Source organism: Desulforudis sp. DRI-14, from assembly GCF_052618305.1.
This window is the reverse complement of the sequence record NZ_JBQXEZ010000027.1, coordinates 1-25,784: the sequence shown is the minus strand read 5'-3', so window position 1 is coordinate 25,784 and position 25,784 is coordinate 1. Positions and strand designations below refer to the sequence as shown.

Below are 25,784 nucleotides of genomic sequence, written 5' to 3'. Positions count from 1 at the left end.
TGGCAGCCAAGGAGCGGCACGCCTTACGGGCGGCCTAATCAGGGTTATTAAAATTTAGGTATTGACATAGAAGGTCCAAAGCCCAATGCTCAATGCGCAATGCTCACAGCTATTACGGGGTGATACGATGCTTGATTTGAAGTTCGTGCGCAAAAACCCTGACGCGGTCCGGGAAGCACTGAGGAAGCGGGGCGTGGATTTCAACCTCGACCAGCTCCTCGACCTGGACGACGAATGGCGGCAGATACTGTTTACCGTCGAGCAGCTCAAGAACCGGCGCAACTCTGTTTCCGAAGAAGTCGCCCGGCTGAAGAAGGCCCGTCAGCCCGCCGATGATTTGATCGTCCAGATGCGCGAGGTTTCCCAGCGGATCAAGGAACTGGACGAGGATGTCCGCCGCGCGGAGGAAAACATCCAGTCTCTGATGCTCCAGATCCCCAACATTCCTCACCCGTCGGTTCCCTACGGGAAGGGCGAAGAGGACAATGTCGAGATCCGCCGCTGGGGCGAGCCGCGCAACTTCGCGTTTACGCCCGAGGCGCACTGGGACCTGGGGGAACAACTGGGGATCATCGATTTTGTGCGCGGGGGCAAGGTCAGCGGGGCCAGGTTCAGTTTTTACCGCGGGATTGGCGCCCGGCTGGAGCGGGCCCTGATCAACTTTATGGTGGACCTGCACGTTAACCGTCACGGGTATACCGAGCTCTTTCCGCCGTTTTTGGTCAACGGGGCCAGCATGGTCGGTACGGGCCAGCTGCCCAAATTCGCCGAGGACATGTTCAAGGTCGAGGGCCAGGACTACTACCTCATCCCGACGGCCGAGGTCCCCGTGACCAACTACTACCGCGACGAAATCCTGGACGCTGAAATGCTTCCGGCTTACTTTGTAGCCTACAGCGCCTGCTTCCGGGCCGAGGCCGGGGCGGCCGGACGCGACACGCGGGGCCTGATCCGGCAGCACCAGTTCAATAAGGTCGAGCTGGTCAAGCTCTGCCGCCCGGAAGACTCGGACGAGGAACTCGAAAAACTGGTACACAACGCCGAAGAGGTGCTGAGACTCCTCGAACTGCCCTACCGGATCATCCTCCTCTGCACCGGCGACATAGGGTTCTCGGCGGCGAAGACCTACGACCTGGAGGTGTGGCTCCCGAGCTACCAGAGCTACAAGGAAATCTCCTCATGCTCCAATTTCACTGACTTCCAGGCCCGCCGGGCCAATATCAGGTACCGGCCCGAGCCGCGCGCCAAGGCGGAGTTTGTGCATACGTTAAACGGTTCGGGCGTCGCCGTGGGGAGGACGGTGGCGGCTATCCTGGAGAATTACCAGCAAGCCGACGGATCGGTAGTGATACCGGAGGCGCTGCGGCCGTACATGGGCGGCATAACGAGAATTGAGCCCGTGTAGAGGGGCTCAATTCTCGGCTGTGAGCGCTAAGCACTGAGCACTGAGATTAACGAGGAAAGGGATTCGGCGCTGCCGAACCCTTCAATCATCTCAACGCTCAATGCTCAATGCCAAGAAAATCAAGCGCTGACAGGCAAATGCTGCTCATACGGTATCCTTGACATGGGTTAAGCGTCTGTGGTATATTAAATTTTGCTTGAGCCGCGGTCATACGGAGGGGTGTCCGAGCGGTTTAAGGAGGCGGTCTTGAAAACCGTTGAACCCTGACGCGGTTCCGTGGGTTCGAATCCCACCCCCTCCGCCATTTCAGACGTCAGAAGTCGGGCGTCAGACGTCGGACTCGAAAGAATTCGCCGGGGGCGAATTCCAGGATTAAAAAGTAAGTTGTTAGACGTCGGTGGCGGAAGTGGAGCGGGGAACGGTTTTTTGATAAGATTAAGGGTGGTTGTCGGCGTTGTTCGTCCTAAAGACGGCGTCCGGCGACCGTATACCGAGTTTGGAGAGATGGCCGAGCAGGTCGAAGGCGCTCCCCTGCTAAGGGAGTAGGCGGGCAAAACCTGCCTCGTGGGTTCGAATCCCACTCTCTCCGCCATATGAGACGTGCGATGTGAGAGGTCAGAGGTGAGTAGTTAACCCCGGAGAGTTCCCAGGGCTACCCACGACTGACTTCCCGCCTCACATATCTAAATTGTGCGCCCGTAGCTCAATGGATAGAGCAACAGACTACGGATCTGTAGGTTAGGGGTTCGAATCCCTTCGGGCGCGCCACAAAACAGATATCAGTCGTCGGACGTCAGACGTCGGACTTGAAGGAATTCGCCAGGCGAATTCCAATTTTATTAGTTCCATAAATCCTAGCCAGCATCATCCCGGAAAACCGCTGCCGACGACCGACGACAGAATTGCGCCCGTAGCTCAGGAGGAAAGAGCAGCGGTTTCCTAAACCGCGTGCCGGGGGTTCGAGTCCCTCCGGGCGCACCAATAAAGAAGTCAGAGGCCAGAAGTCAGAGGTCTGAACAGACGAAGGAATCGCTAAAGCGATTCCGGATTCTAAAACTAGTTAAAGGTCAGAAGTTGGAGGTCGGAAACAGAGGAAGCATCGGCCCAGCCGATGCGGAGGATTAGTCATCCGGTATTCTTATGATTGTTGCAGGAAGTGAAAAGACGAAGCCGGAGGTTTGATTTGCGGCAGTTCACCAGAACCATTCTTGAGATTACTATTCTGACCTCCGACCTCGGGCACCTGAAATCCTTATGATCGGCAGGCTGGAGCGGGAAAAACACGAGGGCTTCATGCGCGAGGCGCTGAAAGAGGCCGAGAAAGCTTTTGCCCTCGGCGAGATCCCGGTGGGGGCCGTGGTGGTGGTCAACGGGCAGGTCGTGGCCTGCGGCTACAACCTGCGCGAAATGCTCGATGACGCGACAGCCCACGCCGAAATCTTGGCCCTGCGCGAGGCGTCCCGGAAGCTCGGCGACTGGCGCTTAAGCGAAGCTACGCTTTACTCTACCGTGGAACCCTGCCCGATGTGCGCGGGGGCGATTGTGCAAGCCCGTGTGCGCAAGGTGGTTTACGGGGCCGACGACCCCAAGGCGGGTGCGGCCGGGTCTGTGCTGGACCTCCTGCGCGAACCGCGCTTCAACCACCAGGTGGAGGTTGTCCCGGGCATCTTGGCAGAAGAGTGCCGGGCAATCATGCAGCAGTTCTTCCGGCGCTTGCGGGAAGAACAATGAGGTTTGCCGGTTGCCAAACGCACAATTTGTAATACAGTAGACCGACGCGGAGAGATGGCTGAGTCTGGTCGAAGGCGCTCGACTCGAAATCGAGTAGGCGGACCAAAATCCGCCTCGTGGGTTCGAATCCCACTCTCTCCGCCATATAAGAACTGAGATGTGAGAAGTCTGAGGCGCGAAACAGAGGAAAGCGCCGGAGTTCTTACATTTTAAATTCAGAAGTGAGAGGTTAGATGTAAGTCAACCTCTCACTTTTTTGTTTGAATCAGGGCTCAACCAGGCCCAACCCTTGATTTTTGTAAAGTATATGTTACAATTGTTGTGGCTACAATGTAAAATAGGTGATGTTCAATGGCGATTATAAGCCGCGAGCGACTACTGAAGGTCTTGTTTTCTTTTAATCCCTGGTGGACGACAGGCAATGTCCCCAGAGAATCGACGAAGCCGGTAAAGAGATTTGCTTATTACGAAGCAGATAAGGTTCTTAACCACCCGACGATCCGGCGTTCGGTGATTCTATCGGGCGCCCGCAGAGTGGGGAAGACAACAATTCTATACCAACTCATCGAAGATTTGCTGGGTCGGGGGATACCTGGAAAGCAGATTCTCTATGTATCGTTGGACCATCCCATTCTCAAGTTCTGTACCTTGGACGAAGTGGTTGAGATCTACGAGACTAACGTAGGCGGTGGCAACGAAGACCTCTACTTCTTCTTTGACGAAGTACACTATGCGCACGAGTGGGACCGTTGGCTGAAATACTTCTATGACCACCGTCCGACGTGGAAAATTGTTGCAACCGGTTCCGCCAGCCCGGTGTTGGCCGCCCAGGCGGCCGAAAGCGGGGTGGGACGGTGGACGGTCATCAGGATCCCGACCCTCTCTTTTTATGAGTACTGTGAGTTGATCAATGTAAGGGACAGGCCCAAGCTGCGACCGGAAATCAAGCCGAGCCAATTAGCAAGGCTTTCCCGGCATGAATTGGATGACCTCATGCGATCGCTTTCCGCGCTAGAAAAATACTTCCATCGCTACTTGTTAATCGGGGGATTTCCTGAAATCGCGCTCTCTGATGACCTGCCGTTTGCGCAGAGAATACTCCGGGAAGACGTGGTCGATAAGGTCCTAAAAAGGGATTTGACCGCGTTGTTTGGTGTTCGCAATGTTGCTGAGCTGGAAAAAGTGTTTCTCTATCTGTGCATTCACTCCGGCGGTCTTATTACCATTGACACCCTTGCAAAGGAAATCGGGGTTGCCCGGCAAACGGTTTCGAACTACCTGAGTATACTGGAGGCAGCCAACCTCATCTATATTAGCAATCCGGTGGAAATCAGCGGAAAGAAAACCCTAAAAGCAAAACCTAAAGTCTACATCGCTGATGCCGCTATTAGGAATGCTGTCCTCATGGCCGACGATGTCCTGACGGACCCGGATGAAATGGGGATAATCGTGGAGACCGCCGTGTACAAGCACGTCGCCGCTTTTTACTACCGGCAGCAAACGAGGGTTGGCTACTACCGGCAGACCGGAAAGGCGGACAAAGAAATTGACATAGTGGTTGATTACTCGCCTGTGGGACGGCTTTTGATCGAGGTCAAGTACAGGGAAGATGCCAAGATAGGGATAGGAGACGCTATCGTCGAGGTGGCCGACGATATACAGACTGCTGCCGCCCTGGTGATCACCAAGCGTCCGGAGGATTACGGAACGCTTGATTTCGCGGTTAGAACGCCGATTATTGCCATCCCGGCATTTGCCTTTCTTTATCTCCTGGGTCATGCTGAAAAGCACGGCTATCTGCTTCCTGGGAAGACTTAATCACCGACTTGATCGGCTGTTTTTCTTCGTGGGTTCGAATCCCACTCTCTCCGCTCTTTCCGGCTGTCCGGGGAGCAGGGAAAAAAGGGAAGGAAATAACTATTTGTCGAAATGCTAAGGGAAATGATATGATCAATCAGCCGGTGGTTTGCAGCGGCTCCGGCCTTGAAGGTGGGAAGCGAAATGCGTATTCTCGTGATGACGGCCGTCTCTGCGGAGAGGGAAGCGGTGTTGCGCGGCCTGCGCGGCGATAGCCGGTTTGACGTCTTGGTGGCCGGCGTTGGCCCGGTGGCGGCCGCCGCCAACACGGCGAAGGTGTTGGCAACCGCCAGGTACGACCTGGTCGTGAGCGCCGGCATCGGCGGAGGCTTTCCAGGTAAAGCCGAGGTGGGCTCCCTTGTAGTGGCGGACGAGATCGTTGCCGCCGACCTGGGAGTTGAGACCCCTGAAGGTTTCAGCAGTTTGGAGGAGTTGGGTTTCGGCTCCACCCACATCCGGGCCTATGCCGGCCTGGTGCACAGTGTGACGGAGGCCCTGCTCGCGGCCAAGTTGCCGGTCGTAGCCGGCCCTGTGCTCACCGTGTCGACGGCGACGGGTACGGCCGAGAGGGCCGCGGAGTTGGCCGCACGGGTGCCGGGGGCCGCCGCCGAGGCCATGGAGGGATATGGCGTGGCTTTTGCCGCGCACGAGCGCGGCGTACCAGTTCTGGAGCTTCGCGCCGTCTCTAACCGGGTCGGTCCGCGCGACCGGACCGCATGGCGTATCAAAGAGGCGCTGGACGTTTTGGAGGCAGCCAGCTCAGTATTATCGGAGGTATTGCGGTGAGAATTGCCTTCTCTCCTTGCCCCAACGACACGTTCATTTTCCACGCTTGGGTCCACGGACTGATCCCCGGTGCACCGAAGCTTGACGTGACCTATGCGGATATCGACGTCACGAACAGCCTGGCCGCCGGCTTCAACGGGCCGGAGGTGGTCAAGATTTCGTATGCGGCCCTGCCATGGGTGTTATCCGAGTACGCGCTGCTGCCGTGCGGGGGTGCGGTGGGCAGAGGATGCGGGCCGCTGGTGCTGACGAAAAGCGGCGCAGGCGGCGCCGACGATCCGGCGGTGCTGGCCGGCAGGCGGGTGGCGGTACCGAGCGAGCGATCAACCGCCTACTTGCTGTTCCGGCTGTGGGCCGCTGAACACGTGCCGGGGGGCGTGGGCGAGATCGTGGTTCTGCCGTTCCACAAGATCATGCCGGCGTTGCGGGACGGTATGGTTGATGCAGGGCTGGTGATCCACGAGGCGCGCTTCACCTACCCTTCATACGGACTGACTCTCCTGGCCGACCTAGGCGGCTGGTGGGAGGCCGATACCAACCTGCCGCTTCCGCTGGGCGCGATCATCGCCCGCCGGTCACTGGATCTGCCGGCGGTCGCCGGCTCGATCCGGGCGTCGCTGGCCTATGCCTGGGCACACCCGGAGGCGTCGCGGGAGTACGTGCTGAGCCACGCCCAAGAGCTGTCCCCTGAAGTAGTAAAAGCGCACATCAAGCTTTACGTGAACGAGTTCACCATGGATTTAGGCGAGACGGGGTATGAGGCGGTAACCGCCCTGCTCAGCCGGGCCGCGCAAGCAGGGCTGGTCCCTAAGGTGGATACGGCGGCGCTGCGTATATAACAGTTGATACGCTCTTCCAGCCATGTCCGGCACGTATTTCGGCTTGATTTTTAAGAAACTTTTTGAAGCCTAAGGTGATTGCCGAAGATCCGGACCGGCAATATACTTATGTAGATGGAATGCATTGGAAAACGGACGTGATATCACGATGGGGAACACCAGAGTGGCATCCGACAAATTGAACGGTGGAGTCCTTGAGGAAGTCCGGCGTATTGTGCTTCAGGGACTTCGGGGGTTTGAAGCCCGTGTGTACCTTTTTGGTTCCCGGGCGCGGCATGATGCGTGGTGGTCTTCGGACGTCGATGTGGCTGTTTTATCCAAGCAACCTTTGCCGCGGGGGCTTTTGAGCGCGATCCGCGATGCTCTTGAGGAAAGCAATGTTCCCTATCAGGTGGATCTCGTGGACCTTTCAGAGGCTAGCCCGGCTTTCAGAGAGCGCGTAGAGCGGGAGGGATTGCTTTGGAACGAGTAAAGGAAAGAATCTCGGTGGCTCTCCGGGCCCTGGAGACCCTGGAAGAAGTTATAAATCTCAATCGCCCGCCCTCGCCGATTGAACGCGATGCCGCCATCCAGCGATTTGAGTACACCTTTGAAGCGGCGTGGAAGGCAGCTCAGGGATTTCTCAGGGAATTTGAAGGTATTGATGTAGGTTCCCCTAAGGGCGTCCTAAGGGCTTCGTTCAGGGTAGGTTTACTCACTGAGGATAGCGTCCGTCTCGGTCTGGAAATGGCTGATGATCGAAACCGGACCGTGCATACATATAACGCTGAACTCGCCGAGACGATTTACAAGCGTCTTTCGGGCTACGCCAGCCTGATGCGAAACTGGTTGAAAGCTATGGCTGCCGTCAGCGATAGGACAGAATAGTCCTGTTAATTCTTGCTATCACCATAGGACTTCAACCCGGTACTGGGCTATCTGTGGATCGGCGGTCAGGATGGGCAGGTCTTCAAGCTGAGCCTGGGCGATCAACATCCGATCAAAAGGGTCCTGGTGGAGGGGCGGCAGGGTATGAATATGTAAAGCATGGCGCATTTGCACGGGCAAAGAATCGATACCGTTAATGACAAGCTGCTCGGCGATAAACTCTTTAAAGTCATCCGGCAACTCCAGCTTGCCAAGTCTGGTCTTAATGGTCATCTCCCAGCCGCTGGCAGCGCTCAAGAACAGCGTATTGTTACCGTTGCTGATGATGCTGCGGGCTTTGGAAGATAACCTGGAATCGTCGGCAATCCACCACAGGAAAGCATGGGTGTCTAGAAGAACCCTCACTTTTCAAACGCCTCCAGGACCGACGGCGGAAGCGGGGCGTCAAAGTCGGGAGCGAGGCGGACCCTCCCTTTTGCGCTGCCGGGTGCCCGCCTATATGGTTTTTCAACTGCCGGCACCAGGCGCGCTACCGGTTTTCCGGCGTGGGCGATGACAATTTCCTCACCTTGCTTAACACGCGCCAGGAGTTTGGAAAAATGGGTCTTGGCTTCATGGATATTTACCTGCATCGTCAAGCACCTCCATATCTATAATATGGACTAAGCTATAGACTAAGTCAATTATTATGATGATCGGTGGCTTGAAATCGGGAAGTATTGATGGTACAATGAGGATTGGTCACGATCATAGGACGGACAGCTTCATAAGTCTTCAGAGTATCATCCTTACGTGGAGAGATGGCCGAGCGGATGAAGGCGCACGCCTGGAGAGCGTGTGGGCGGGTAACCGCCTCGTGGGTTCGAATCCCACTCTCTCCGCCATATGAGAAGTGAGAAGTGAGAGGTCCGATGTGGGAAAGGCCTCCACTTTGAGAAGTGAGACGTGAGAGGTCGGAGGCGGGCATGGAAACCTGTAGGGCTTCTCACGTTAAGTGTCTTTTTACGAAATAAGAGGTGAGCGGTGTATAGCGGGACTACACACTTCCGACTTCACACCTCTCACATCACAATATGGCCGTGCTAGACGGGGAGGTAGCGGCGCCCTGTAACCCGCAATCCGCTATAGCGGGGTTGAATTCCTGCCCGCGGTTGCGGCTTGTGGGGTCTGACCGCCGTAAGGGGCGTTGACGGTTGGGTCTCGCGCGACGGAGCTTCCTGAACCGTGTCAGGTCCTGACGGAAGCAGCACTAAGGGAATCCCTCCGGGTGCCGTGAGGTCACCTGGCCTGAGCAACCTGCGGCCGGTAACGCCCGGAAGTCGTCTTCCAGAGGCAGGTGCACGGTCTATAATTTTGAAGAGGGGTAGGACTATGGTCCTCCCCCTTCTTGTTTTTGGGACTGTTGAAAAACGCTCTAAAAGGCGAGTAAGTGAGTTGCTAATTGGTTAAGACTATGGTCAGGAAACTGTTAAAAAGATCAGCCGGCCAAGTGTTTTGGCCGGTGATTGACGATAGCTGGAGGGCGGGATGATGCGCAAAAAGATACTGGCTTTAACGTTCGGGATAAGCTTGATCATAATGGGTTCGGCCTTCTGGTACTGGTCGGGCAAGGCCATGCAGACCTATAATGCTGATAACCTCATCCGATTTCATGTTATCGCCAACAGCGATAGCGAGGCCGATCAGGCTCTAAAGCTCGAGGTCCGCGACGCGGTCGTCCGGGCCATGACGCCGAAGGTTGGAGGTATCAGGAACGCGGAAGAGGCTCGTGAAGTGGTTAGGGCCAACGTCGGTATGATCCAGGAAGTCAGCCGGAAGCAGGTTCAACGCAGCGGCTACGATTACCCGGTGAGGGTTTATTACGGGCGGTATCCCTTCCCGGACAGGGTCTACGGGTCCTGGAAGGTGCCGGCCGGGGAGTATGAGGCGGTGCGCGTCGTGATCGGCGAAGGGTCCGGGCAGAACTGGTGGTGCGTGCTTTTCCCCCCGCTGTGCTTCGTGAGCGGCGGGCAGGACGGCGCTGTCGCCGCGGCGGCCGCCGGCGAGATGGCCCCGCCGGTCGAGGTCCGGCTGCGGTTCAAGGCCGCCGACCTTTGGCGCGAAGGGTTGAGCCGGGTGTTACGGTAACAGCTTCAGTATTCAAACGAAGATCGCAAATAGAAAGGGAAGCAGGACCGAAAGGGACCCTGCTTCTCTCTTTTTTTACACATTTTGCTTTAAGCCTTTGGTCTGAATTTTATGAGACTTCGGCCCTATTCAAACAGGAAAAAAGATTCATTTGGTCGAATTAGCTGCCAAGTTGTGTATCGGGATGCAGCAATTGGTCGGATTAGGGTAGGAGGCATAGGACATGCAATTAAGCCTATTGACGTTTTTCCTACAAGGGCTACCTGAAACAGTTGCATTCACTATTCTTATTTTTGCTATAGCGCGTATTCAATTGCGCTGGAAAATCATTATTCTAATCGCCCTAGTGCAAGCGTTACTAGCCTATGTTTTACGTTTGCTTCCCATTCCATTTGGTGTGCATACAGTCGTGCTTAGTCTTTTTTGGGTGTTCTATATGGTCAAATGCGGAAAAGTTTCTGTTCTAAAAGGATTATACTCGACATTTTTCGGGATAGCTTTGGTCATTCTTTATGAATTTTTAACGCATTTCTTCTATGTTGGGGTTTTAGGATTGCCTCTTCATGACCCTAGTTTTAAAAACTCTGTTGTTTGGATTTTCCTCGGTTGGCCGCATATCATCTTGTTATTCCTTACAGCCCTTGGGATTAACAAGGTGTTGGGCAAGCTAGATATTACGCAAGGGAGACCGGGCAGTGCGTTCTAGGTATGCCAGCCGTGCCGGGAAATACCTGCAAGAAAACCTGAAGCTTGATCCTGGAACGGCTGAAGTGGTTTCTTACGGTGCGGAGGTAGCCCTGCTGGGGGTTCTCGGGTTGGCCTCCATCCTGGCGGTCGCGGCGCTTCTCGGATGCGTTCCCGAAACGCTGGCCGTTGTTTTGGTCTTGTTCTTGATGCGGTCAACGGCCGGAGGGGCGCACTGCGCCAACCCTGTGAGCTGCAATATCGCCGGCGCGGTCATTATCCCGCTGCTGGGGAAAGTCAGTGCGGTATGGGGATCACGGCTTGTGTCAGTGGAGTCTCTTCTAGTCATCGGGGTGATCGTTCTCGGAATGGTGTTGTGGCTGGCGCCGGTGGACAACCCGAATAAGCCCATCAGGACCCGGCGCCACAGGCGGCGGCTGAAATTGATTGCTGTGTTGTTCATCGGGGTTGCGGTAGCTGCACAGCTCATCATGCTTGGTTATTCCCAAGAGTATCTTTCAATGGTAGCAGCTGTTTCCTGTGCTTTAGCGTGGGGAGGTTTAATTCTTACCCAACTCGGATGGCGGGTGATGGCCCTGTTTGACCGGCTGTCCCAAGCCTTTGGCGTCAGTGGATAATGATTTTTAGGGAGGTGAAATCATGAATCGTATCAAATACCTTTTTCTTACCGCACTGACCGCGGCATTAGTTCTTTTAGCCAACGTTACCGCAGCTTCGGCCTGTATTTGGACATACTACGATCCTGAGATACCGGAACAGCTTGCAAAGTACTAAACTGAAGGAGGTGGGATCTTCCCACCTCCTTTAACGTAAAATGATATGGTGGGGTAAGACTTGCGGAAAATAGAGGCGGAACGAAACAAGAATCTACGTTTTTATATCGTTGCTGTTCAAGCCATCAGTTTTGTTGTCCTGATTCTCGCTTTAATTCTTGGGTTTCATATATCGTTCAGTAATTTGCAAGAAATGGTTTTTGACGTAACTATTAATGCAAAACTTGTTCTACTCACCCTTTTTTGTTTTTTGGCAGTAGCAGTTACGTTATATTTTCTAGATAATGAAAACATTCAATTGCGTGTAACGGGTACCATAAAGGCTTTGGATCTTTTGTATTTGGGCTTACCTATCCTTTTATCTTTGATTATTTTAATTATTGATCCACATAACTCTCGTGTTATTATCCTTGTGCCGGTTCTTATCGCTGCCACTCTTAAGGGGCGTAGGATAGGTACTGTGACGGCCTTACTTGCGCTTTCTTTTCTTGGATTTATTTGTTATGACCACCTCAACAGTGCAGATCTGTTCTTAGCGATTATAACCCTTACCATCGGCTGGGTTCTTGGCGGGATTATCGACGTCGAGACCCGATATTCGCAGCAGGTGGCGGCCCTGGCCAACAGGGACGACCTGACCGGGTTGCTGAACCACCGGGCTTTCCACGAAGAACTGGAAAAGCGGTTCGCCCTGGCCGAGCAGCGGAATCACAGCCTGGCCATGGTTATCGGCGACATCGATAACTTTAAACATTATAACGATAGCTACGGCCATCTGCACGGGGACAGGATCCTGGCGACCATCGGGTCGCTGATGGTCGAGGAGATAGGCAACCGGGGGGTGGTGGCCCGCTACGGGGGAGAGGAGTTCGCGATCATCCTGCCGGGGCGCACGGCCGAAGAGACCCGCGGCATCGTGGAAAATATTCGTCAAAGGATAGAAGTCTACCCCTTCGAGGGACGGGAGAGGCAGCCGTCCGGAGCGGTGACCATGTCATTCGGCATCGCCGCCTTCCCGGAGCACGCCCCCAGCGCCAAAGAACTGCTGGTATTGGCCGACCACGCCCTCTATAAGGCCAAGTTCGGCAGTAAGAATAAGGTGGAGGTTTATTCCTCCGTCCTCCACCCGCTTTATTGCCAGCTCGGCAAGGAAGAGCGGGAGCAGCTGAACTCGATCCGCACCCTGATCCAGGTCATCAACGTTAAGGACAGTTATACTTACGGCCACTCGGAGCGGGTCGTGGAATACTGTCTCAGCCTCGGCGCGGCGGTAGGACTGTCGGGTAACGACCTGTTGGAGCTTTCCTACGCGGCTTACCTGCACGACATCGGTAAGGTGGAAATATCCCGGGCCTTGCTGAACAAGAAGGGCGCCCTGATGGCCGACGAAATGACTATTCTCCAGCAGCACCCCGTCTGGGGCGCCGAAATCGTGAAACCGATTCCCTTCCTCCACAGCTTGGCTCCCGCGATTCTCCACCACCACGAGAACTACGACGGCAGCGGCTACCCGGACGGCCTTGCCGGCGACGATATACCGGTGGCCGCGCGGATTATTCGTATCGCCAACAGCTACGACGCCATGACCACGGAAAAGCCCTACGGAGAAGTGAAAACCCCGGAACAGGCCTGCGCGGAGATCGCCAGGCTGGCCGGAACGGCTTACGACCCGGAGTTAGCCCGTGTCTTCACAGAGATTATAATCAAAAATGTTTCTTCTTCCTGATGATGCTGTAGCCCAGCCATCCGGTCAGAGGAATGAGCACGGCGTGGGTGAGCCAGAATCCGGCGCTCGGAAAGCCCCAAAAGCCTAGTTTGACATTGTTCGACTGCCGCTTGTACAACTTCCTCGCCTCCTCGATTTATTACTAATAGCGTGTGCGATCAAAAGAGCTTTGATTAAGGATAATTTTACTTCTGCACGACAATGAAGCCGACTGCAAGATTTTCATCTTTACTTATAAAACCGCAAATTTCACAAAAATTTTACTTTCGTGCATCAGGAAGCCGGATGTAAGCGACTTCCCGTTTCCGGTCTCCGACCTCTGATTTATTAACCCTCGGTGAAATCCCGGAGGGATTTCTTCGAGTCCGACTTCTGACTTCCGACCTCTGACCTCTTTATTGACCTGCTCTGGAAGGATGTGCTACCCTTTTTACGTAATCATCAGCCGGCCCGCCGGGGCCGCCGAGCGCCAAACAACGAAGAGGTGGCAGATTATTGAGCTACCGCGCCCTCTACCGCACGTGGCGTCCGCAGACCTTTGAAGGAATCGTTGGGCAGGAACACGTAACCCGCACCTTGTCCAACGCTGTGCGCATGGGCAGGCAGGCCCATGCCTACCTTTTCTGCGGCCCGCGCGGGACGGGCAAGACGTCGACCGCCAAGATCTTGGCCAAGGCCGTCAACTGCCGTAGCCGCGAGGACGGCAACCCCTGCAATAAATGCCCGTCCTGCGTAGGGATCAACGAGGGTTCGGCGGTTGATTTTCTCGAGATCGACGCCGCCAGCAACCGCGGCGTCGACGAAATCCGCGACCTGCGCGAAAAGGTCAAGTTTCGGCCCGCCGCCTCCCCTTTCAAGGTTTACATCGTGGACGAGGTCCACATGCTGACGCACGAGGCCTTCAACGCCCTGCTCAAGACGCTGGAGGAGCCGCCGGAACACGTCGTCTTTATCCTGGCCACCACCGAACCGCACAAGGTGCCTCTGACCATCAGCTCGCGCTGCCAGCGCTTTGATTTCCGGCGGATCGGGGCGCAAGACATCGTCGAGCGCCTGGCGGAGGTCGCCCGCGGCGCCGGCATCAAGGTTGAGCCGGGCGTCCTGGAGCTGATCGCCAGGGTGGCCGACGGCAGCCTCCGCGACGCCCTCGGCCTGCTGGACCAGGTGGCCGCGCTGGGAGACGGGGTGGCGCGCCTTGACGACGCCCATGACATCCTGGGGACGGTTAACGAGGACTTTTTTAAGCGTCTGGTGGACCAGCTCGCCTGCGGGGACGCCAGGGGCGCGATCCGGGGCCTGCACGAGGTGGAGGCCAGCGGCAAGGACCTGAGGATTTTCGCCCGTGAGTTTACGGACTACCTGCGGGGCGGTCTCCTGGACGTCCTTGACGGCCGGCCGGGAAAGGTTGCCTTGGCGGAGGATGGAATGGTCCGTTTGCTGAGCCTTTTTGCCCAGGCCGAACAGGAAATGCGGTTCGCCACCCGCCAGATCCTGCCGCTGGAACTGGCGGTGGTGCGTTTCGTCCGCGAGCCCCTGCCGGGGAGTGCTGCGGCCCAAGCCGGGCACCCCGCCGAAGGTGCCGGCGAGAGCCCGGCCCGGCAAAGCGCCGGCCCCGACCGCGATTTGTGGCTGAAGGTGTGCCAGGGACTGAAAGAAAGCCGCCCGGCAGCCGCGGTGTTTTTGAGTAAGGCGTCCAGCGTCCGTATTAAACCGGGCCGTATGGTCATACGCTTTAAAGACAGCTTCGCCATGGCCAACATCGCCAAACCCGAGAACAGGAAGGTCATTGAGGAGCTGCTGTCGCAGTTTTCCCCGGGGCGATGGCAGGTCCAGTGTGTCATGGACGACACAACCGGGGAAGCTTAATGAAGGAGGTCGGATAACCTTGGATATGGGCAAAATGATGAAACAGGTGCAAAAGCTGCAGGCCGACATGGCGAGGATGCAGGAGGAACTGGGCCAGCGCACGGTAGAGGCCGCCGCCGGCGGCGGCGCGGTCAAGGTCGCGGCCAACGGCAAGCAGGAGATCGTCTCGATAACCATCAGCCCGGAGGCCGTCGACCCGGATGACGTCGAGATGCTCCAGGACCTCGTCCTGGCGGCCGTCAACGAAGCCCTGCGCCAGTCCCGCGACATGGCGGCTCAAGAAATGAGCAAGCTTACCGGCGGACTGTCGGTGCCGGGGCTGTTCTAACGCTGCGCGTTAAACGTAAGACGTAAGACATAGGACGGGAAGCCCGGTAGCCGACTGGGGAGTCAGATTGGATACAGGTCTGACCTTATAGCGTCTTAAAGACAAAGAGTTATCTCCAGTATGAAGATAAAACTAGACATAAGAGACGTAGGGTATGCGGTCGCGTTTACAATTGACTAGGGGCGAATCTGTTAACTCTCTCTGGTTGTTTCGTCCTAAGTCCCGAGTCCTAAGTCTTACGTCCAGCGTCTTAAGCCAGTGTCTACTAAGTGCGTTAAAAGATTTTGAGTTGCAAACGAAACTAGGAGAAAGACATGTACTACGCGCGTCCTGTCGCCCGGCTGATCGAGGAACTGGGCAAGCTTCCCGGCATCGGTCCGAAGACGGCGCAAAGGCTGGCCTTTTACCTCATCGGGGCCCCGCCCGAGGTGGCCGGCAGCCTTGCCAAAGCCATTATCGAGGCCCGCCGGGGTATTTCCCGCTGTTCGGTCTGCGCCAATCTGACCGATAGCGACCCCTGCCATCTTTGCCGGGACCAGGGACGCGACGCCGGGCTGATCTGCGTGGTCGAACACCCCAAGGACGTGGTGGCCCTGGAGAAGGCCCACGGTTTCAGGGGTCTTTACCACGTCCTCCACGGCAGCCTTTCGCCCATGGACGGGGTGGGGCCCGGCGACCTCACCGTCGATATGCTGCTCGCCCGCGTTAAGTCCGGGAAGGTCAGCGAGGTCATCGTGGCGACCAACGCCAACCTGGAAGGCGAGACGACGGCCCTGTACCTGAGCAAACTCCTGCGCCCTCTGGGGGTCAGGGTGACTAGGCTGGCTTACGGCCTGCCGGTGGGCGCCGATCTCGAGTATGCCGACAGCCGGACTTTAAGCAGGGCCATCGAGGGCAGAAGAGAGGTATAATCCCTCCCGGGTTTCATATATTTGGCAGTAGGACAACCTGGGAGGTGATGCGGGTGGAATGGAAGGTCATTCTGCTCAGTCTGTTGGGGTTGGCGGGATTATACCTGATCGGCTCGTTCTTCGTAACCCCTTTTAAGTACCTCTGTCGCCTGTTCGGCTATGTCGTCGTGGGGGCCGTTCTGCTGGCTTTGATCAATATCGGGGGGTCGGTGTTCGATTTTCACATCGCCATCAACCCGTTGACCGTTTTAACGGCGGGCTTTCTCCAGATCCCGGGGGTGGTACTGCTCATCCTCGCCAAGTTGCTGCTAGGTCAGTAAGCAGTCGTCAGGCAGCGGTCGTCGGGAAGTATCGGCGTTGGCAGGCACTGTGTTTTCCGGCAGGTAGCAGCTAGACAGTGGGCCGAACCAGAGTCACAGAGAGTGGGACTGACAGAAGAGAATCCAGTGTTTGACTGGGTTCTCTTCTTATGTTTTCGTAGGTATTCCCGAACGTGAATTCCTACGAGTCTAAAGACCGATGACTGACTACTGATTTGGGATACGTTTCACATCACAAGCAGACCGCTAGCAACGATATTTCTACCGTTTACCGCCGTTTAATGGAACGCCGTTTGCCCCCGGCTTACTATGAGCATGAAGAGCAATTTTTGACCGGCCCATACGCTACGAAAACCGTCAAACTTCTTGCCTGACGCACGCCAACAACCTTAGCAGCGCTAAGCCGCTAGTTTCCACCATGACAAGGACCGGATGTGGACAGCGGTTTTTTGGTCGGGCTGAAAGTCAGAATAATCTGAAATCACTGTCAGGGAGGTAGGCGGATATGGTGGTGGTATCCAACCGGCTGCCGCTTGAGCGGGACCACCGGTTTCTTGACGAGGTGAGGCAGCGGAGCGGCCAGGCCCTGGAACGCTGTTTCCAGTGCCAGAAGTGCGCGTCCGGCTGTCTCCTGGCCGATTACGCCGATTACGCGCCCAACCAGATCCTGAGGATGGTCCAGTTCGGCCTCCGCGACAAGGTCCTGGGCAGTTCGGCAATCTGGCTGTGCTCGTCGTGCCAGGCCTGCGGGGCCCGGTGCCCCAACGGCATCGACCTGTCGGCTGTAATGGACTGCCTTAAAGAAATGGCCGTTGCGGCGGGAATCGGCAATGATGAACACGCGGCCTTGTTTCACAGGCTTTTTCTTAACGAGATCGCTCACCGCGGGCGTGTGAACGAGGCCCTGGTGCTGGCGAAGTACAAGTTGAGGACCCGTGAGTTGCTGGCCGATTTGCCGCTGGGCTTCAGCCTGTTCAGAAAGGGCAAGATGTCGTTGTTTTCCAGCCGGGTTAAAGACCGGGAGGCCTTGAACCGGATCTTCGAACGCACCGCCCAGTGCAAACCCGCCTAAATGGCTTTAAGCATTAGGCTTAAGCATTAGGATTTGGGGTTCAGCCCCGATCTTAACGCTGAATGCCGAATGCTTAATGCCTTGTCACGACTTATTGAAACCTACTGCACAAGGCCTTAACCGGTCTTAAAGAGGTGTCATCTGTTGTGAAGGTTTCCTTCTATCCTGGCTGTTCGCTGGAGTCTACGGCGAGGGAATACAGCGCGTCTTCGCGGGCGGTCTGCGAGGCTCTGGAGGTTGAACTTAGGGAAATCAAAGATTGGAACTGCTGCGGCGCCACCTCGGTGCACAGCTTGAACTCCGCGCTGGCCCTCGCCCTGCCGGCCCGCAACCTTGCCTTGGCCCGGGACGAGGGCCGCGCCGTCGTTACGCCGTGCGCGGCCTGCTACAGCCGCCTGCGCCTGGCGCAGCACACCCTGCGCCGCGACAAGGAAAAGCGCAGGGCGGCGGAGGAAGTCCTGGGCCTTCCCCTCGGCCGCCTCGTCGAGGTGTGGTCCTTGTTGGAGCTGATTACCGAGCAAATCGGGTTGGACCGGGTCGCCGGCCGGGTCAGGCAGCCGCTCGGCGGCTTGAAGGTGGCCTGCTATTACGGCTGCCTCCTGGTGCGGCCGGCCAAGGTGACCGGCATGGGCAGGCCGGAAGACCCCCGCTGGCTTGACGACCTGATGTCCTGCCTGGGGGCCGAGGTCAGGCCGTGGTCGTACAAAACGGACTGCTGCGGGGCCAGCCACGCCATCACCAACCCCGACGTGGCCCGGGGACTCGTCGGGCGCCTACTGGATATGGCGGGGGAGGCGGGAGCCGAGACCCTGGTGACGGCCTGCCCCCTTTGCCAGACGAACTTTGAGACACAGCGGCCCAGGGACAACGACCGGCCCACCTTTTATTTCACCGAGCTGATGGGGCTGGCTTTCGGTCTCCCCGAAACCAAGAACTGGCTGAGCAAACATCTCGTAGATCCGGTGCCTCTATTAGTTAAACTTGGACTGATTTAAGGACGTAGGACATAAGACATAAATTGATGTAAGACGTAAGACTTAAGACGTAAGATGTAGGAACTTGAAGACCCAGGTTCATTTCCAGGTTCTTAAGATCTCAGGTCCGATATCCAATACCTAATATTCCGGTACTGACGCTTGTAACACCAAGTTCAGCTCCCTAAGGCCGAAGTCTTAAGTCTTAAGTCCTACTCTAAACGACCGTTACGGAGGAGGTTGGGGCGTGACCCGGGACGATCGATCGAAAGGGCTTGTGGGTGCGGTACTGGTGGTCGGCGCCGGGGTCGGCGGCATTCAGGCGGCCCTCGACCTGGCTAACGCCGGGTTCCGGGTCTACCTGGTTGAGCGTCAGCCGGCGATCGGAGGGCGGATGGCCCAGCTCGACAAGACTTTTCCCACCAACGACTGTTCGATGTGCACGCTGGCCCCCCGGCTGGTGGAGTGCAGCCGCCACCCGAATATTACGATCATGCCTTGCGCCGAGGTCCGCGAGGTGACGGGAGACATAGGGGACTTCACGGTACGGGTGCGCTTGCACGCCCGGTACGTAGATATTGACAAGTGCAAGGGCTGCGGAGACTGTGAAGAGGTCTGTCCGATTTCGGTAAAGGATGCCTTCAACGAAGGGCTGAGCTTGCACAAGGCCATCTATCGCCCCTATGCCCAGGCCTTCCCGAATGCTTTTGTCATCGACATGGAAAAATGTCCCGAATGCGTGGAGTGCCAGGAGGCCTGTCTTGCCGGGGCTATTGACCCGTTGATGTGGGATCAAGATGTCCGGTTTAGAGTAGGGGCAATCATTATCAGTGCCGGATATGACCTGTTTGATCCCGAAAAAAGAGGGGAGTACGGTTTCGGGCTCTATCCCAACGTCGTTACTTCTCTGCAATTCGAACGCATGTTGAGCGCCTCGGGGCCTTTCGGCGGCCATCTCCAGCGCCCTTTGGACGGGAGGGCGCCGCACCGCATCGCCTTCATCCAGTGCGTGGGTTCCCGCGACGTGTCGGGCGGCTTGGAATACTGCTCTGCCGTGTGTTGCATGTATACTGCCAAGCAGGCCCTTGTCGCTTTGGAACACGTGCCCGGGGCGGAAATCACCGTTTTTTGCATCGACGTGAGGGCCCATGGGAAAGATTTTGAACGCTATCACGCGCGCGCGCTGGCGCGGGGCGTCCGCTACGTGCGGAGCATGGTTTCGTCCGTCAAGGAGATGCAGGAGAGCAAAAACCTGCGCCTGCGTTACAGGGACGCCGACGGGCGCTTCCGGGAGGAGGACTTCGACCTGGTCGTCTTGGCCCTGGGAATGGTCCCGGCCGAGGGAACGGCGCGGCTGGCCTCGGCCATGGGCGTGGATCTGAACCGTTACGGATTTGTCCGTTCCTGGGAACTCTACCCCGGCCTGACCTCGCGCGCGGGCGTCTTTGCCGGCGGGGCCGTCTGCGGTCCCCGGGACATCCCGGAAACGGTCATTGACGCCGGCGCGGCGGCGGCCAACGCGGCCCGCGTCCTTGCCCCCGTCAGGGGTACACGGGCCGCAAGCAAACAGTACCCTCCGGAACGCGACGTCAGCGGCGAGCCCCCCAGGATAGGGGTTTTTGTTTGCCGTTGCGGCGTCAACATCGGCGGCGTGGTTGACGTTCCCGCGGTGGTGGAGCGGGCCCGCCGCCTGGATGGCGTGGTCCTGGCCGAGGAGTGCTTGTTCGCCTGCGCGCAGGACAGCATCCAGCACATCGCCGCGCGGATTGAAGAGTACGGGCTCAACAGGGTGGTCGTCGCCTCCTGCACGCCCCGGACGCACGCCCCGCTTTTCCAGGACAGCCTGCGCGAGGCCGGCTTGAACCCCTACCTGTACGAACACGTCAACATCCGCGAGCACGTTTCCTGGGTGCACCAGCTTTTCCTGCAGGAGGCTACCCGGAAGGCCGCGGACCTCGTGGCGATGGGCGTGGCCAAAGCCCGGCTGCTCAAGCCCCAGGCCGTCACGGACATTCCCGTCGTGAAGCGCGCCCTGGTGGTCGGGGGCGGCCTGGCCGGGATGACGGCTGCCCTGACGATCGCCGACCAGGGTTTTCCGGTGACCCTGGTCGAAAAGGAGGCCTTGCTCGGCGGCAATGCCAGACGGCTGGGCCGGACGCTGGACGGGGCTGAGATCTACGGTTTTGTGGATGAACTGATCGCGCGGCTCGAATATCATCCGCTGGTGGAGGTGTGCACCGGGACGGAGGTCGCGGCGGTCAAAGGCTACGTCGGCAATTTCCGCAGCACGCTAAAGTGCGGTGACGCCGAGCGGGAGATCGACCACGGGGCGGCGGTCATCGCCACGGGCGCGGAGGAATACCGCCCGCAGGAGTACCTGTACGGGCAGCATCCCGACGTCCTGACGCAGAGCGAGTTGGAAAGGCGCCTGGAAATCGGGGTGTCTCCCGGTGTCAGAAGCGTCGTCATGATCCAGTGCGTGGGCTCGCGCACCGCGGAACGCCCTTACTGCAGCAGGGTGTGCTGCGGCCAGACGGTGAAGAACGCCCTGCGCATCAAGGAGCTCTCCCCGAAGACCGAAGTCTACGTCCTTTACCGCGACATGCGCACCTACGGCTTCCAGGAACAGTTTTACCGGGCGGCCAGGGAAAGGGGCGTGGTCTTCGTCCGCTACGAGCCCGACGACCCGCCGGTCGTGGAGGCCGGCCGGGATAACCTCTTCGTCCGCGTAACCGACCCGGTGCTCGGGGAGAGGCTCGTCCTCGACGCCGATATCCTGGCCCTGGGCACGGCCATCGTGCCGCGCCGGGACAGCCAGGCGCTGGCCCGGCTTTTCAGGCTCCCGCTGAACGCCGACGGTTTCTTTGCCGAGGCGCACGTTAAGCTGCGCCCGGTGGATTTCGCCAGCGACGGCGTTTACCTCTGCGGCCTGGCCCACGCGCCGAAGATGCTCGGCGAGTCCCTGGCCCAGGCCCAGGCCGCGGCCATGCGCGCCGTCACCCTGCTGTCGAGGGAGCGTTTACAAGGCCAGGGCAACGTGGTCAGGGTCGATCCGGAACGGTGCAGCGGGTGCGGGATATGCGTGGAGGTCTGCCCTTACAAGGCCCGGGAAATCGCCGCCGGCCAAAAGGTGGCCGTCGTCAACGAGGCGACCTGCCGGGGCTGCGGCACGTGCGCCGCGGCCTGCCCGGGCGGCGCCTGCCGGCAGGAGGGCTTCGAAGACGAGCAGGTCTACGCGATGATTGAGGCGGCGCTAAGCGGCTAGCCAGCCGCAGCATTCAGCAAATGGGCAAGGTTGAGTGTGCCGTCGGAGCCAGCCCTATGAGTATTAGGCGGGATATCGGATGTTGGAAACTGGATGTTCTTCGGTCCATTGTGTGTTAGGACGGCCCCGGCGGGGAAGGTTATGACTGAAAAACCTGTAACGATAAAGCGTTAGTCGATTATTCTTGGGAATTTGGTTTGGTTTTCGGTATACTGATGTAAACCTGGTATCCAGAATACAACCGCCAGGATTATTGACGGAAGCCGTCGAATTGAAGTACTATAAGGGACAAATTCCCTCAGGAGGAGTGGCTGAACATTCCGGACCGCATCGTTGAAGCTTACGTTGGCGAATACGCCAGCGGCAAGAGCGAGGTAGCGGTCAACAGGGCCATAGAGTTGGCTGGCCAAGGCAGGCAGGTTACCCTGGTCGATCTCGATATCGTGGAGCCCTGCTATACCTTGCGGCCGATCCAGGATGAACTGGAGCGGCTGGGGGTCAGGGTGATCGCCTGGTCGACGCGGGAGACCACCGGCCTGGGGGAAACGGGCACGCCGCTCAAGCCGGCGGCCAGGTGGGCGTTGCGCCGTCCCGGGGACATTATCTTCGATGTGGGTTATGGAGTTGAGGGCTCCAAGACGCTGAACCTCGTCGAGGGGGTTGGGCAGGAGTCCTCTTTTCGAGTTCTGGCCGTTATCAACGCCAGCCGCCCGATGACTGCCACGGTGGAGGACATCGTCGACCACGTGAGGGCGATGGGTCGCATCGACGGATTGATCAACAATACCCATTTGGCCGAGGAAACTACGATGGAAGTCGTCCAGGAAGGTGCACGGATTGTCAGCGAGGCGGCGCGGATTTTAGGCATTCCTGTTGTCGCCACAACGGCCGTCGAGCCCATCGCCAAGCAAATCGGGCCGCGCGATGGCTGGGAGATTCCCGTCCGCGCGTTGCGGCGCTTCATGCCCCGCAGCTTCTGGTAAAAAAAGAAGTCAGAGGCCGGAAGTCAGAGGTCGGACTCGAAGAAATCCCTTCAGGATTTCGCCAGGGCTAATAAATCAGAAGTCAGAGGCCGGAAGTCAGAGGCTGGACTAGAAGGAATCCGCTTATAACGAATTCCAGAAATTCCAGAATTATAGCCAGAGGTTAGAGGCCAGATGGTTGGGAGGGACCCGGAGAAAACCATAAGAAAACTCTGTCTTTATAGATTTAGGTAAGGTGAGGAGAGAGCAGAGGTCGAAGAATATCCCTTCCGGCTTCAGACCTCAGACCTCTGGCCTCTGACCTCTCTTTTAGGAGGTGTAGAGAGTGGCTAAGGACACCCCCATCACCGGGGAAAAGCGAGTGTTTATGACAGGTAACGAGGTAGTCGCCTGGGCCGCCCTGGCGGCTAGGGCCGAGATCATGTACGGCTATCCGATTACGCCTCAGAACGAAGTCATGCATTACTGGACCCGCCTGGCGCCTAAGTACGGCAAACGCTTTCTACAGACCGAGGACGAACTCTCGGCCGGCTTCACGGCGATCGGCGGGGTGATGGCGGGACTGAGGGCCTTCACGGCCACGGCGGGACCGGGCAACGTTTTGATGCAAGAGCCGATTTCCATGGCCGAGGCCATGCGCTTGCCCTTCGTTGCCGTCATTATGCAGCGCGGGGGCCCTTCGACGGGCACGGTTATCTACTCCCAGCAGGAGGTCACGCTCACCACGCTGGGAGGCAACGGCGAAGGGCTGCGGGTGGTGTATTCGACCGCCACGCACCAAGAGCTTTTCGACTACACTGTCAAGGCCTTCAATACCGCCTGGCGCTACCGGTTCCCGACGTTTGTCCTCGCCGACGGCTACCAGGGGAAGATGAGAGAACCCCTTACGATGTATGACCCCGCGGCGCGCGGCATGGAGTTTGTAGCCCCCGAGCCTTTCCTGGGCAAGCCGGGGATCCCGGGCGAGGACCGGCCGCCGGCTCACTACCGCAACACCTACAACGTCGAGGAAGAGCTTTACGAGGTCGTGATGCAGCACATCCGGGACTTCGACCGCATGACGCCTGAAATCGCGGAATGGGAGGAAAAAGACACGGAGTCGCCCGACCTGGCCGTCATCGCCCACGGGGTGGTGGCCCGGGCCGTCAGGCAGGCTGTCAGACGGCTGCGCTCCGAGGGGTTGAACGTGGGTTATTTCCGCCCCATCACCCTGCGACCCCTGCCGGTTAAGGCTCTCCAGGAGCTGGCGGGGCGGGCGAAGAAGTTCCTGGTCGTCGAGTCGGCGTACGGCCAGTTGGCGCGGCTCCTGCGGGACGCTCTTTACGAGCACCCCGTCGAGATGCTGACGCACTTCAAGCCCGGGGTGGGCATCACCCCGGAGGAGGTCGCCGCCCGGGCGCGCGAAATCCTCGCGTAGTCAAGACGCGTCGGCGTCTTCGACAGGTGTAAAGTTTGGAGTTTCGAGGTCAGGGGGATTCCTGTCGGGGAATTCCGAACCATATATAACCTGGAGCCGGTGTTTTTTGCCGGGTCCGGTCGGAGGGGAGAGAAAGCTATGGCAATGTTGCAGCCTACCATGCCGAAAAGCTGGCGCAGAGAGAGCAAGCCGCACAAGTTCTGCCCGGGATGCGGCCACGGCATAGCCCTGCGGGCCCTAGGGCAGGCTATAGATCAGCTGGGCATCCAGGACCGGGTCATCTTCGGCTGCGATATCGGTTGCAGCCTCTTGGCTTGGGATTTCTTCAACGTCGATACCGTTCAGACCCATCACGGGCGGACGACGCCGGTGATAACGGGCGTTAAGCGGGCCAGGCCCGAGCTGATCTGCGTGGCCTATATGGGGGACGGCGGGGGCTACGCCATCGGCTCCCAGCACCTCGTCAACGCGGCCGCCCGGAACGAGAATATCACCGTAATTCTAGTCAACAACGCGCAGTACGGAATGACCGGCGGCCAGATGGCGCCGACAACCCTCCCCGGGCAGAAGACCGAGACCACGCCTTACGGCCGCGACCCGGTGCTTACCGGCCCGCCTTTCCAGGGCCCGGAGATGGTCGCCGCTGTAACGCCGGAGGGGGCCTATGTGGCCAGGGGTACCGTCGGCAAAGTTCGGCAGCTTCAGAAAATGATGGTCCGTGCTCTGCAAAACCAGATGGAGGGCAGGGGTTTTTCGTTTATCGAAGTCCTTTCCTCCTGTCCCACCAACTGGCGGACGAATGCCCGGGAAACCTGGGCCTTCCTCGAGGAAAAAATGCCGAAGTTCTTTAACATTGGCGAGATCAAGATACCTGTTGCCGAAGGGGATGAAGATGGCCAAACCAGTTAGAATCGTGATCGCCGGCGAGGGAGGCCAGGGCGTGCAGGCCGTAGCCGAAATCCTGGCGGAGGCAGCTTATGAATCAGGCAAGGAAGCACTGTACATTCCCAATTTTGGCGTCGAGCAGCGCGGCGGGGTCAGCGTGGCGTTTCTGCAGATTGACGATAAGCCGATCGGCTCGCCGAAGTTTGAAACAGGCGATATCGTTGTCGCCCTCAGCCAGCGGGCCGTGGGGCGTACCGTCCGGTACGTGGGCCCCGAGAGTATTTTCGTCTACGACACCCTGGCCGAGCCGTCCGAGGATATCCTTCCCAAGCAGGCTAAGAAAATCCTGGCCATCCCGGGAGTCGAAATAGCCAAGAAAGAATTGCATCCTCGGGTCTTTAATATTCTAATCATGGGCGCGGTCATCGGGGCCACCAAGGTCGTTGAGATCGACAGCGCCAAGCATGCCATTGAGAAGAGGCTGGGGTACAAGTTTGAAAAGGATCCACAGCTTAGAGAGCTGAATCACCGGGCCATGGAGCGCGGGATGGAGCTTGTCGGGCAGGTCTTGCAAGGAGGTTAAGCGGATTTGGCAGGCTTTGAACCCATAACGCATAAAATCCCCAAAGGATCCTTCACCGTCTTCCCCAGCTTGTGCAAGGGGTGCGGGCTCTGTATCCAGAAATGTCCGAAACAGTGCTTGAACTGGTCCAAGGTCCTCGGTATATACGGCACGCCGTCGGTGGAACCGACCGACGCTTGTATCTCGTGCGGGATCTGCGCTACCGTCTGTCCCGACGTGGCCATCTTGATCGAGCGCGACAGGGCGGCAAGGACTGCCCGCAAAAGCGGCGAAGCCGAGGATGTGGTCCAAGAACCTGTGCATTAAAAAGGGAGACCTTTAGGTCTCTCTTAGGATGTAAGCAGTAACTGTAGGACTCGAAGGC

At 57.9% G+C, this 25,784-nt stretch carries 27 protein-coding genes, 6 tRNA genes and 1 other RNA gene; 31 read left to right on the top strand and 3 right to left on the bottom strand.

The annotated features are described in order from the left end of the window. Window positions 1-127 precede the first annotated feature (127 nt). From serS to ACUM6F_RS11420, 12 genes are all read left to right on the top strand, one after another. The gene (gene serS / locus ACUM6F_RS11475) at window positions 128-1,405 is read left to right on the top strand and encodes a serine--tRNA ligase (RefSeq protein WP_445349303.1); all 1,278 of its coding nucleotides are present in this window, start codon (window positions 128-130) and stop codon (window positions 1,403-1,405) included. Window positions 1,406-1,618: 213 nt separating this feature from the next. After that, window positions 1,619-1,709, top strand: a tRNA-Ser gene (locus ACUM6F_RS11470). A gap of 194 nt (window positions 1,710-1,903) precedes the next feature. Then, window positions 1,904-1,997: transfer RNA gene (locus ACUM6F_RS11465), tRNA-Ser, on the top strand. 100 nt (window positions 1,998-2,097) lie between these two features. Next, a tRNA-Arg gene (locus ACUM6F_RS11460) sits at window positions 2,098-2,173 on the top strand. A gap of 136 nt (window positions 2,174-2,309) precedes the next feature. After that, a tRNA-Arg gene (locus ACUM6F_RS11455) sits at window positions 2,310-2,386 on the top strand. A 273-nt stretch (window positions 2,387-2,659) separates the two neighbouring features. Beyond that, window positions 2,660-3,136 carry a tRNA adenosine(34) deaminase TadA gene (gene tadA / locus ACUM6F_RS11450; protein ID WP_445349302.1) on the top strand — a complete coding sequence of 159 codons (477 nt, stop codon included), beginning with the start codon at window positions 2,660-2,662 and terminating at the stop codon, window positions 3,134-3,136. 48 nt (window positions 3,137-3,184) lie between these two features. Further along, window positions 3,185-3,280 (top strand) — tRNA-Ser (locus tag ACUM6F_RS11445). A 207-nt stretch (window positions 3,281-3,487) separates the two neighbouring features. Then, complete coding sequence (locus ACUM6F_RS11440) at window positions 3,488-4,954, top strand: ATP-binding protein (RefSeq protein ID WP_445349301.1); 1,467 nt, start codon at window positions 3,488-3,490, stop codon at window positions 4,952-4,954. Window positions 4,955-5,137: 183 nt separating this feature from the next. Continuing rightward, on the top strand, window positions 5,138-5,779 hold the full coding sequence (locus tag ACUM6F_RS11435) for a futalosine hydrolase (RefSeq protein WP_425620627.1): 642 nt from the start codon (window positions 5,138-5,140) through the stop codon (window positions 5,777-5,779). Then, entirely contained in the window at window positions 5,776-6,618 is an 843-nt protein-coding gene (locus ACUM6F_RS11430; RefSeq protein ID WP_425620628.1) for a 1,4-dihydroxy-6-naphtoate synthase, read from the top strand. The genes ACUM6F_RS11435 and ACUM6F_RS11430 overlap by 4 nt, the downstream gene beginning before the upstream one ends. A 124-nt stretch (window positions 6,619-6,742) precedes the next feature. Next, window positions 6,743-7,090 carry a nucleotidyltransferase family protein gene (locus ACUM6F_RS11425; RefSeq protein WP_425620629.1) on the top strand — a complete coding sequence of 116 codons (348 nt, stop codon included), beginning with the start codon at window positions 6,743-6,745 and terminating at the stop codon, window positions 7,088-7,090. Next, window positions 7,078-7,485 carry an HI0074 family nucleotidyltransferase substrate-binding subunit gene (locus ACUM6F_RS11420; RefSeq protein WP_425620630.1) on the top strand — a complete coding sequence of 136 codons (408 nt, stop codon included), beginning with the start codon at window positions 7,078-7,080 and terminating at the stop codon, window positions 7,483-7,485. The genes ACUM6F_RS11425 and ACUM6F_RS11420 overlap by 13 nt, the downstream gene beginning before the upstream one ends. A gap of 18 nt (window positions 7,486-7,503) precedes the next feature. Here the strand turns inward: ACUM6F_RS11420 and ACUM6F_RS11415 are convergent, their stop codons facing one another. Together ACUM6F_RS11415 and ACUM6F_RS11410 are read right to left on the bottom strand one after the other, a co-directional pair. Continuing rightward, complete coding sequence (locus ACUM6F_RS11415) at window positions 7,504-7,890, bottom strand: type II toxin-antitoxin system VapC family toxin (protein WP_445349300.1); 387 nt, start codon at window positions 7,888-7,890, stop codon at window positions 7,504-7,506. After that, window positions 7,887-8,117 (bottom strand): type II toxin-antitoxin system Phd/YefM family antitoxin, encoded by a 231-nt coding sequence (locus tag ACUM6F_RS11410; RefSeq protein WP_425620632.1) that lies wholly within the window; start codon window positions 8,115-8,117, stop codon window positions 7,887-7,889. The genes ACUM6F_RS11415 and ACUM6F_RS11410 overlap by 4 nt, the downstream gene beginning before the upstream one ends. Window positions 8,118-8,279: 162 nt before the next feature. On the opposite strand from ACUM6F_RS11410, the gene ACUM6F_RS11405 reads away from it, so the two are divergent. The 7 genes from ACUM6F_RS11405 to ACUM6F_RS11375 all read left to right on the top strand — a co-directional run bounded on the left by ACUM6F_RS11405 (window position 8,280) and on the right by ACUM6F_RS11375 (window position 12,816). Continuing rightward, window positions 8,280-8,369, top strand: a tRNA-Ser gene (locus tag ACUM6F_RS11405). 193 nt (window positions 8,370-8,562) lie between these two features. Next, an RNA gene (gene ffs, locus ACUM6F_RS11400) (signal recognition particle sRNA large type) lies at window positions 8,563-8,829 on the top strand. 186 nt (window positions 8,830-9,015) lie between these two features. After that, a complete protein-coding gene (spoIIR, locus tag ACUM6F_RS11395) occupies window positions 9,016-9,612 on the top strand; it encodes a stage II sporulation protein R (RefSeq protein WP_445349299.1) in 597 nt (198 codons plus the stop codon). 223 nt (window positions 9,613-9,835) lie between these two features. Beyond that, window positions 9,836-10,318 carry a hypothetical protein gene (locus tag ACUM6F_RS11390; RefSeq protein WP_445349298.1) on the top strand — a complete coding sequence of 161 codons (483 nt, stop codon included), beginning with the start codon at window positions 9,836-9,838 and terminating at the stop codon, window positions 10,316-10,318. Further along, window positions 10,308-10,934 carry an accessory gene regulator ArgB-like protein gene (locus ACUM6F_RS11385; protein ID WP_425620635.1) on the top strand — a complete coding sequence of 209 codons (627 nt, stop codon included), beginning with the start codon at window positions 10,308-10,310 and terminating at the stop codon, window positions 10,932-10,934. Before ACUM6F_RS11390 ends, ACUM6F_RS11385 begins: the two co-directional genes overlap by 11 nt. 22 nt (window positions 10,935-10,956) lie before the next feature. Continuing rightward, on the top strand, window positions 10,957-11,091 hold the full coding sequence (locus ACUM6F_RS11380; RefSeq protein WP_425620636.1) for a cyclic lactone autoinducer peptide: 135 nt from the start codon (window positions 10,957-10,959) through the stop codon (window positions 11,089-11,091). Window positions 11,092-11,550: 459 nt separating this feature from the next. Continuing rightward, complete coding sequence (locus ACUM6F_RS11375) at window positions 11,551-12,816, top strand: diguanylate cyclase (RefSeq protein WP_445349297.1); 1,266 nt, start codon at window positions 11,551-11,553, stop codon at window positions 12,814-12,816. Here ACUM6F_RS11375 and ACUM6F_RS11370 read toward each other — a convergent pair. Continuing rightward, window positions 12,794-12,934: a hypothetical protein gene (locus ACUM6F_RS11370; protein WP_445349296.1), complete on the bottom strand. Its 141-nt coding sequence runs from the start codon at window positions 12,932-12,934 to the stop codon at window positions 12,794-12,796. The two genes, ACUM6F_RS11375 and ACUM6F_RS11370, sit on opposite strands and share 23 nt — an antisense overlap. 377 nt (window positions 12,935-13,311) lie before the next feature. On the opposite strand from ACUM6F_RS11370, the gene dnaX reads away from it, so the two are divergent. The 12 genes from dnaX (at window position 13,312) to ACUM6F_RS11310 (ending at window position 25,726) form a co-directional block, all read left to right on the top strand. Beyond that, window positions 13,312-14,682 carry a DNA polymerase III subunit gamma/tau gene (gene dnaX / locus ACUM6F_RS11365; RefSeq protein ID WP_445349295.1) on the top strand — a complete coding sequence of 457 codons (1,371 nt, stop codon included), beginning with the start codon at window positions 13,312-13,314 and terminating at the stop codon, window positions 14,680-14,682. 25 nt (window positions 14,683-14,707) lie between these two features. Next, complete coding sequence (locus ACUM6F_RS11360) at window positions 14,708-15,010, top strand: YbaB/EbfC family nucleoid-associated protein (protein ID WP_425622198.1); 303 nt, start codon at window positions 14,708-14,710, stop codon at window positions 15,008-15,010. 314 nt (window positions 15,011-15,324) lie between these two features. Continuing rightward, window positions 15,325-15,921 (top strand): recombination mediator RecR, encoded by a 597-nt coding sequence (recR, locus tag ACUM6F_RS11355; RefSeq protein WP_425620640.1) that lies wholly within the window; start codon window positions 15,325-15,327, stop codon window positions 15,919-15,921. Between the two features lie 47 nt (window positions 15,922-15,968). Further along, window positions 15,969-16,241 (top strand): pro-sigmaK processing inhibitor BofA family protein, encoded by a 273-nt coding sequence (locus ACUM6F_RS11350; RefSeq protein WP_425620641.1) that lies wholly within the window; start codon window positions 15,969-15,971, stop codon window positions 16,239-16,241. A 505-nt stretch (window positions 16,242-16,746) separates the two neighbouring features. Then, window positions 16,747-17,313 (top strand): 4Fe-4S dicluster domain-containing protein, encoded by a 567-nt coding sequence (locus ACUM6F_RS11345; RefSeq protein ID WP_425620642.1) that lies wholly within the window; start codon window positions 16,747-16,749, stop codon window positions 17,311-17,313. A gap of 146 nt (window positions 17,314-17,459) precedes the next feature. Further along, window positions 17,460-18,308 carry a CoB--CoM heterodisulfide reductase iron-sulfur subunit B family protein gene (locus ACUM6F_RS11340; protein WP_445349294.1) on the top strand — a complete coding sequence of 283 codons (849 nt, stop codon included), beginning with the start codon at window positions 17,460-17,462 and terminating at the stop codon, window positions 18,306-18,308. 226 nt (window positions 18,309-18,534) lie between these two features. Next, on the top strand, window positions 18,535-21,552 hold the full coding sequence (locus tag ACUM6F_RS11335) for an FAD-dependent oxidoreductase (protein ID WP_445349293.1): 3,018 nt from the start codon (window positions 18,535-18,537) through the stop codon (window positions 21,550-21,552). Between the two features lie 398 nt (window positions 21,553-21,950). Continuing rightward, window positions 21,951-22,535 (top strand): hypothetical protein, encoded by a 585-nt coding sequence (locus tag ACUM6F_RS11330; RefSeq protein ID WP_445349292.1) that lies wholly within the window; start codon window positions 21,951-21,953, stop codon window positions 22,533-22,535. A gap of 325 nt (window positions 22,536-22,860) precedes the next feature. After that, window positions 22,861-23,952: a transketolase C-terminal domain-containing protein gene (locus ACUM6F_RS11325; RefSeq protein ID WP_445349291.1), complete on the top strand. Its 1,092-nt coding sequence runs from the start codon at window positions 22,861-22,863 to the stop codon at window positions 23,950-23,952. A 138-nt stretch (window positions 23,953-24,090) separates the two neighbouring features. Next, on the top strand, window positions 24,091-24,861 hold the full coding sequence (locus tag ACUM6F_RS11320; protein ID WP_426388037.1) for a thiamine pyrophosphate-dependent enzyme: 771 nt from the start codon (window positions 24,091-24,093) through the stop codon (window positions 24,859-24,861). After that, a complete protein-coding gene (locus tag ACUM6F_RS11315) occupies window positions 24,845-25,420 on the top strand; it encodes a 2-oxoacid:acceptor oxidoreductase family protein (protein WP_425620645.1) in 576 nt (191 codons plus the stop codon). Before ACUM6F_RS11320 ends, ACUM6F_RS11315 begins: the two co-directional genes overlap by 17 nt. A 6-nt stretch (window positions 25,421-25,426) precedes the next feature. Then, window positions 25,427-25,726, top strand: coding sequence for a 4Fe-4S binding protein (locus ACUM6F_RS11310; protein WP_425620646.1), 300 nt, complete (start codon window positions 25,427-25,429; stop codon window positions 25,724-25,726). The last annotated feature ends 58 nt before the right edge of the window (window positions 25,727-25,784 follow it).

What these genes read in the sequence shown, in the direction of transcription:
- serS (WP_445349303.1), top strand. Translation starts at nt 128, where the DNA reads ATGCTTGATTTGAAGTTCGTGCGCAAAAACCCTGACGCGGTCCGGGAA.
- tadA (WP_445349302.1), top strand. Translation starts at nt 2,660, where the DNA reads ATGATCGGCAGGCTGGAGCGGGAAAAACACGAGGGCTTCATGCGCGAG.
- ACUM6F_RS11440 (WP_445349301.1), top strand. Translation starts at nt 3,488, where the DNA reads ATGGCGATTATAAGCCGCGAGCGACTACTGAAGGTCTTGTTTTCTTTT.
- ACUM6F_RS11435 (WP_425620627.1), top strand. Translation starts at nt 5,138, where the DNA reads ATGCGTATTCTCGTGATGACGGCCGTCTCTGCGGAGAGGGAAGCGGTG.
- ACUM6F_RS11410 (WP_425620632.1), bottom strand. Translation starts at nt 8,117, where the DNA reads ATGCAGGTAAATATCCATGAAGCCAAGACCCATTTTTCCAAACTCCTG.
- spoIIR (WP_445349299.1), top strand. Translation starts at nt 9,016, where the DNA reads ATGCGCAAAAAGATACTGGCTTTAACGTTCGGGATAAGCTTGATCATA.
- ACUM6F_RS11390 (WP_445349298.1), top strand. Translation starts at nt 9,836, where the DNA reads ATGCAATTAAGCCTATTGACGTTTTTCCTACAAGGGCTACCTGAAACA.
- ACUM6F_RS11380 (WP_425620636.1), top strand. Translation starts at nt 10,957, where the DNA reads ATGAATCGTATCAAATACCTTTTTCTTACCGCACTGACCGCGGCATTA.
- ACUM6F_RS11360 (WP_425622198.1), top strand. Translation starts at nt 14,708, where the DNA reads ATGGGCAAAATGATGAAACAGGTGCAAAAGCTGCAGGCCGACATGGCG.
- recR (WP_425620640.1), top strand. Translation starts at nt 15,325, where the DNA reads ATGTACTACGCGCGTCCTGTCGCCCGGCTGATCGAGGAACTGGGCAAG.
- ACUM6F_RS11350 (WP_425620641.1), top strand. Translation starts at nt 15,969, where the DNA reads ATGCGGGTGGAATGGAAGGTCATTCTGCTCAGTCTGTTGGGGTTGGCG.
- ACUM6F_RS11345 (WP_425620642.1), top strand. Translation starts at nt 16,747, where the DNA reads ATGGTGGTGGTATCCAACCGGCTGCCGCTTGAGCGGGACCACCGGTTT.
- ACUM6F_RS11320 (WP_426388037.1), top strand. Translation starts at nt 24,091, where the DNA reads ATGGCAATGTTGCAGCCTACCATGCCGAAAAGCTGGCGCAGAGAGAGC.
- ACUM6F_RS11315 (WP_425620645.1), top strand. Translation starts at nt 24,845, where the DNA reads ATGGCCAAACCAGTTAGAATCGTGATCGCCGGCGAGGGAGGCCAGGGC.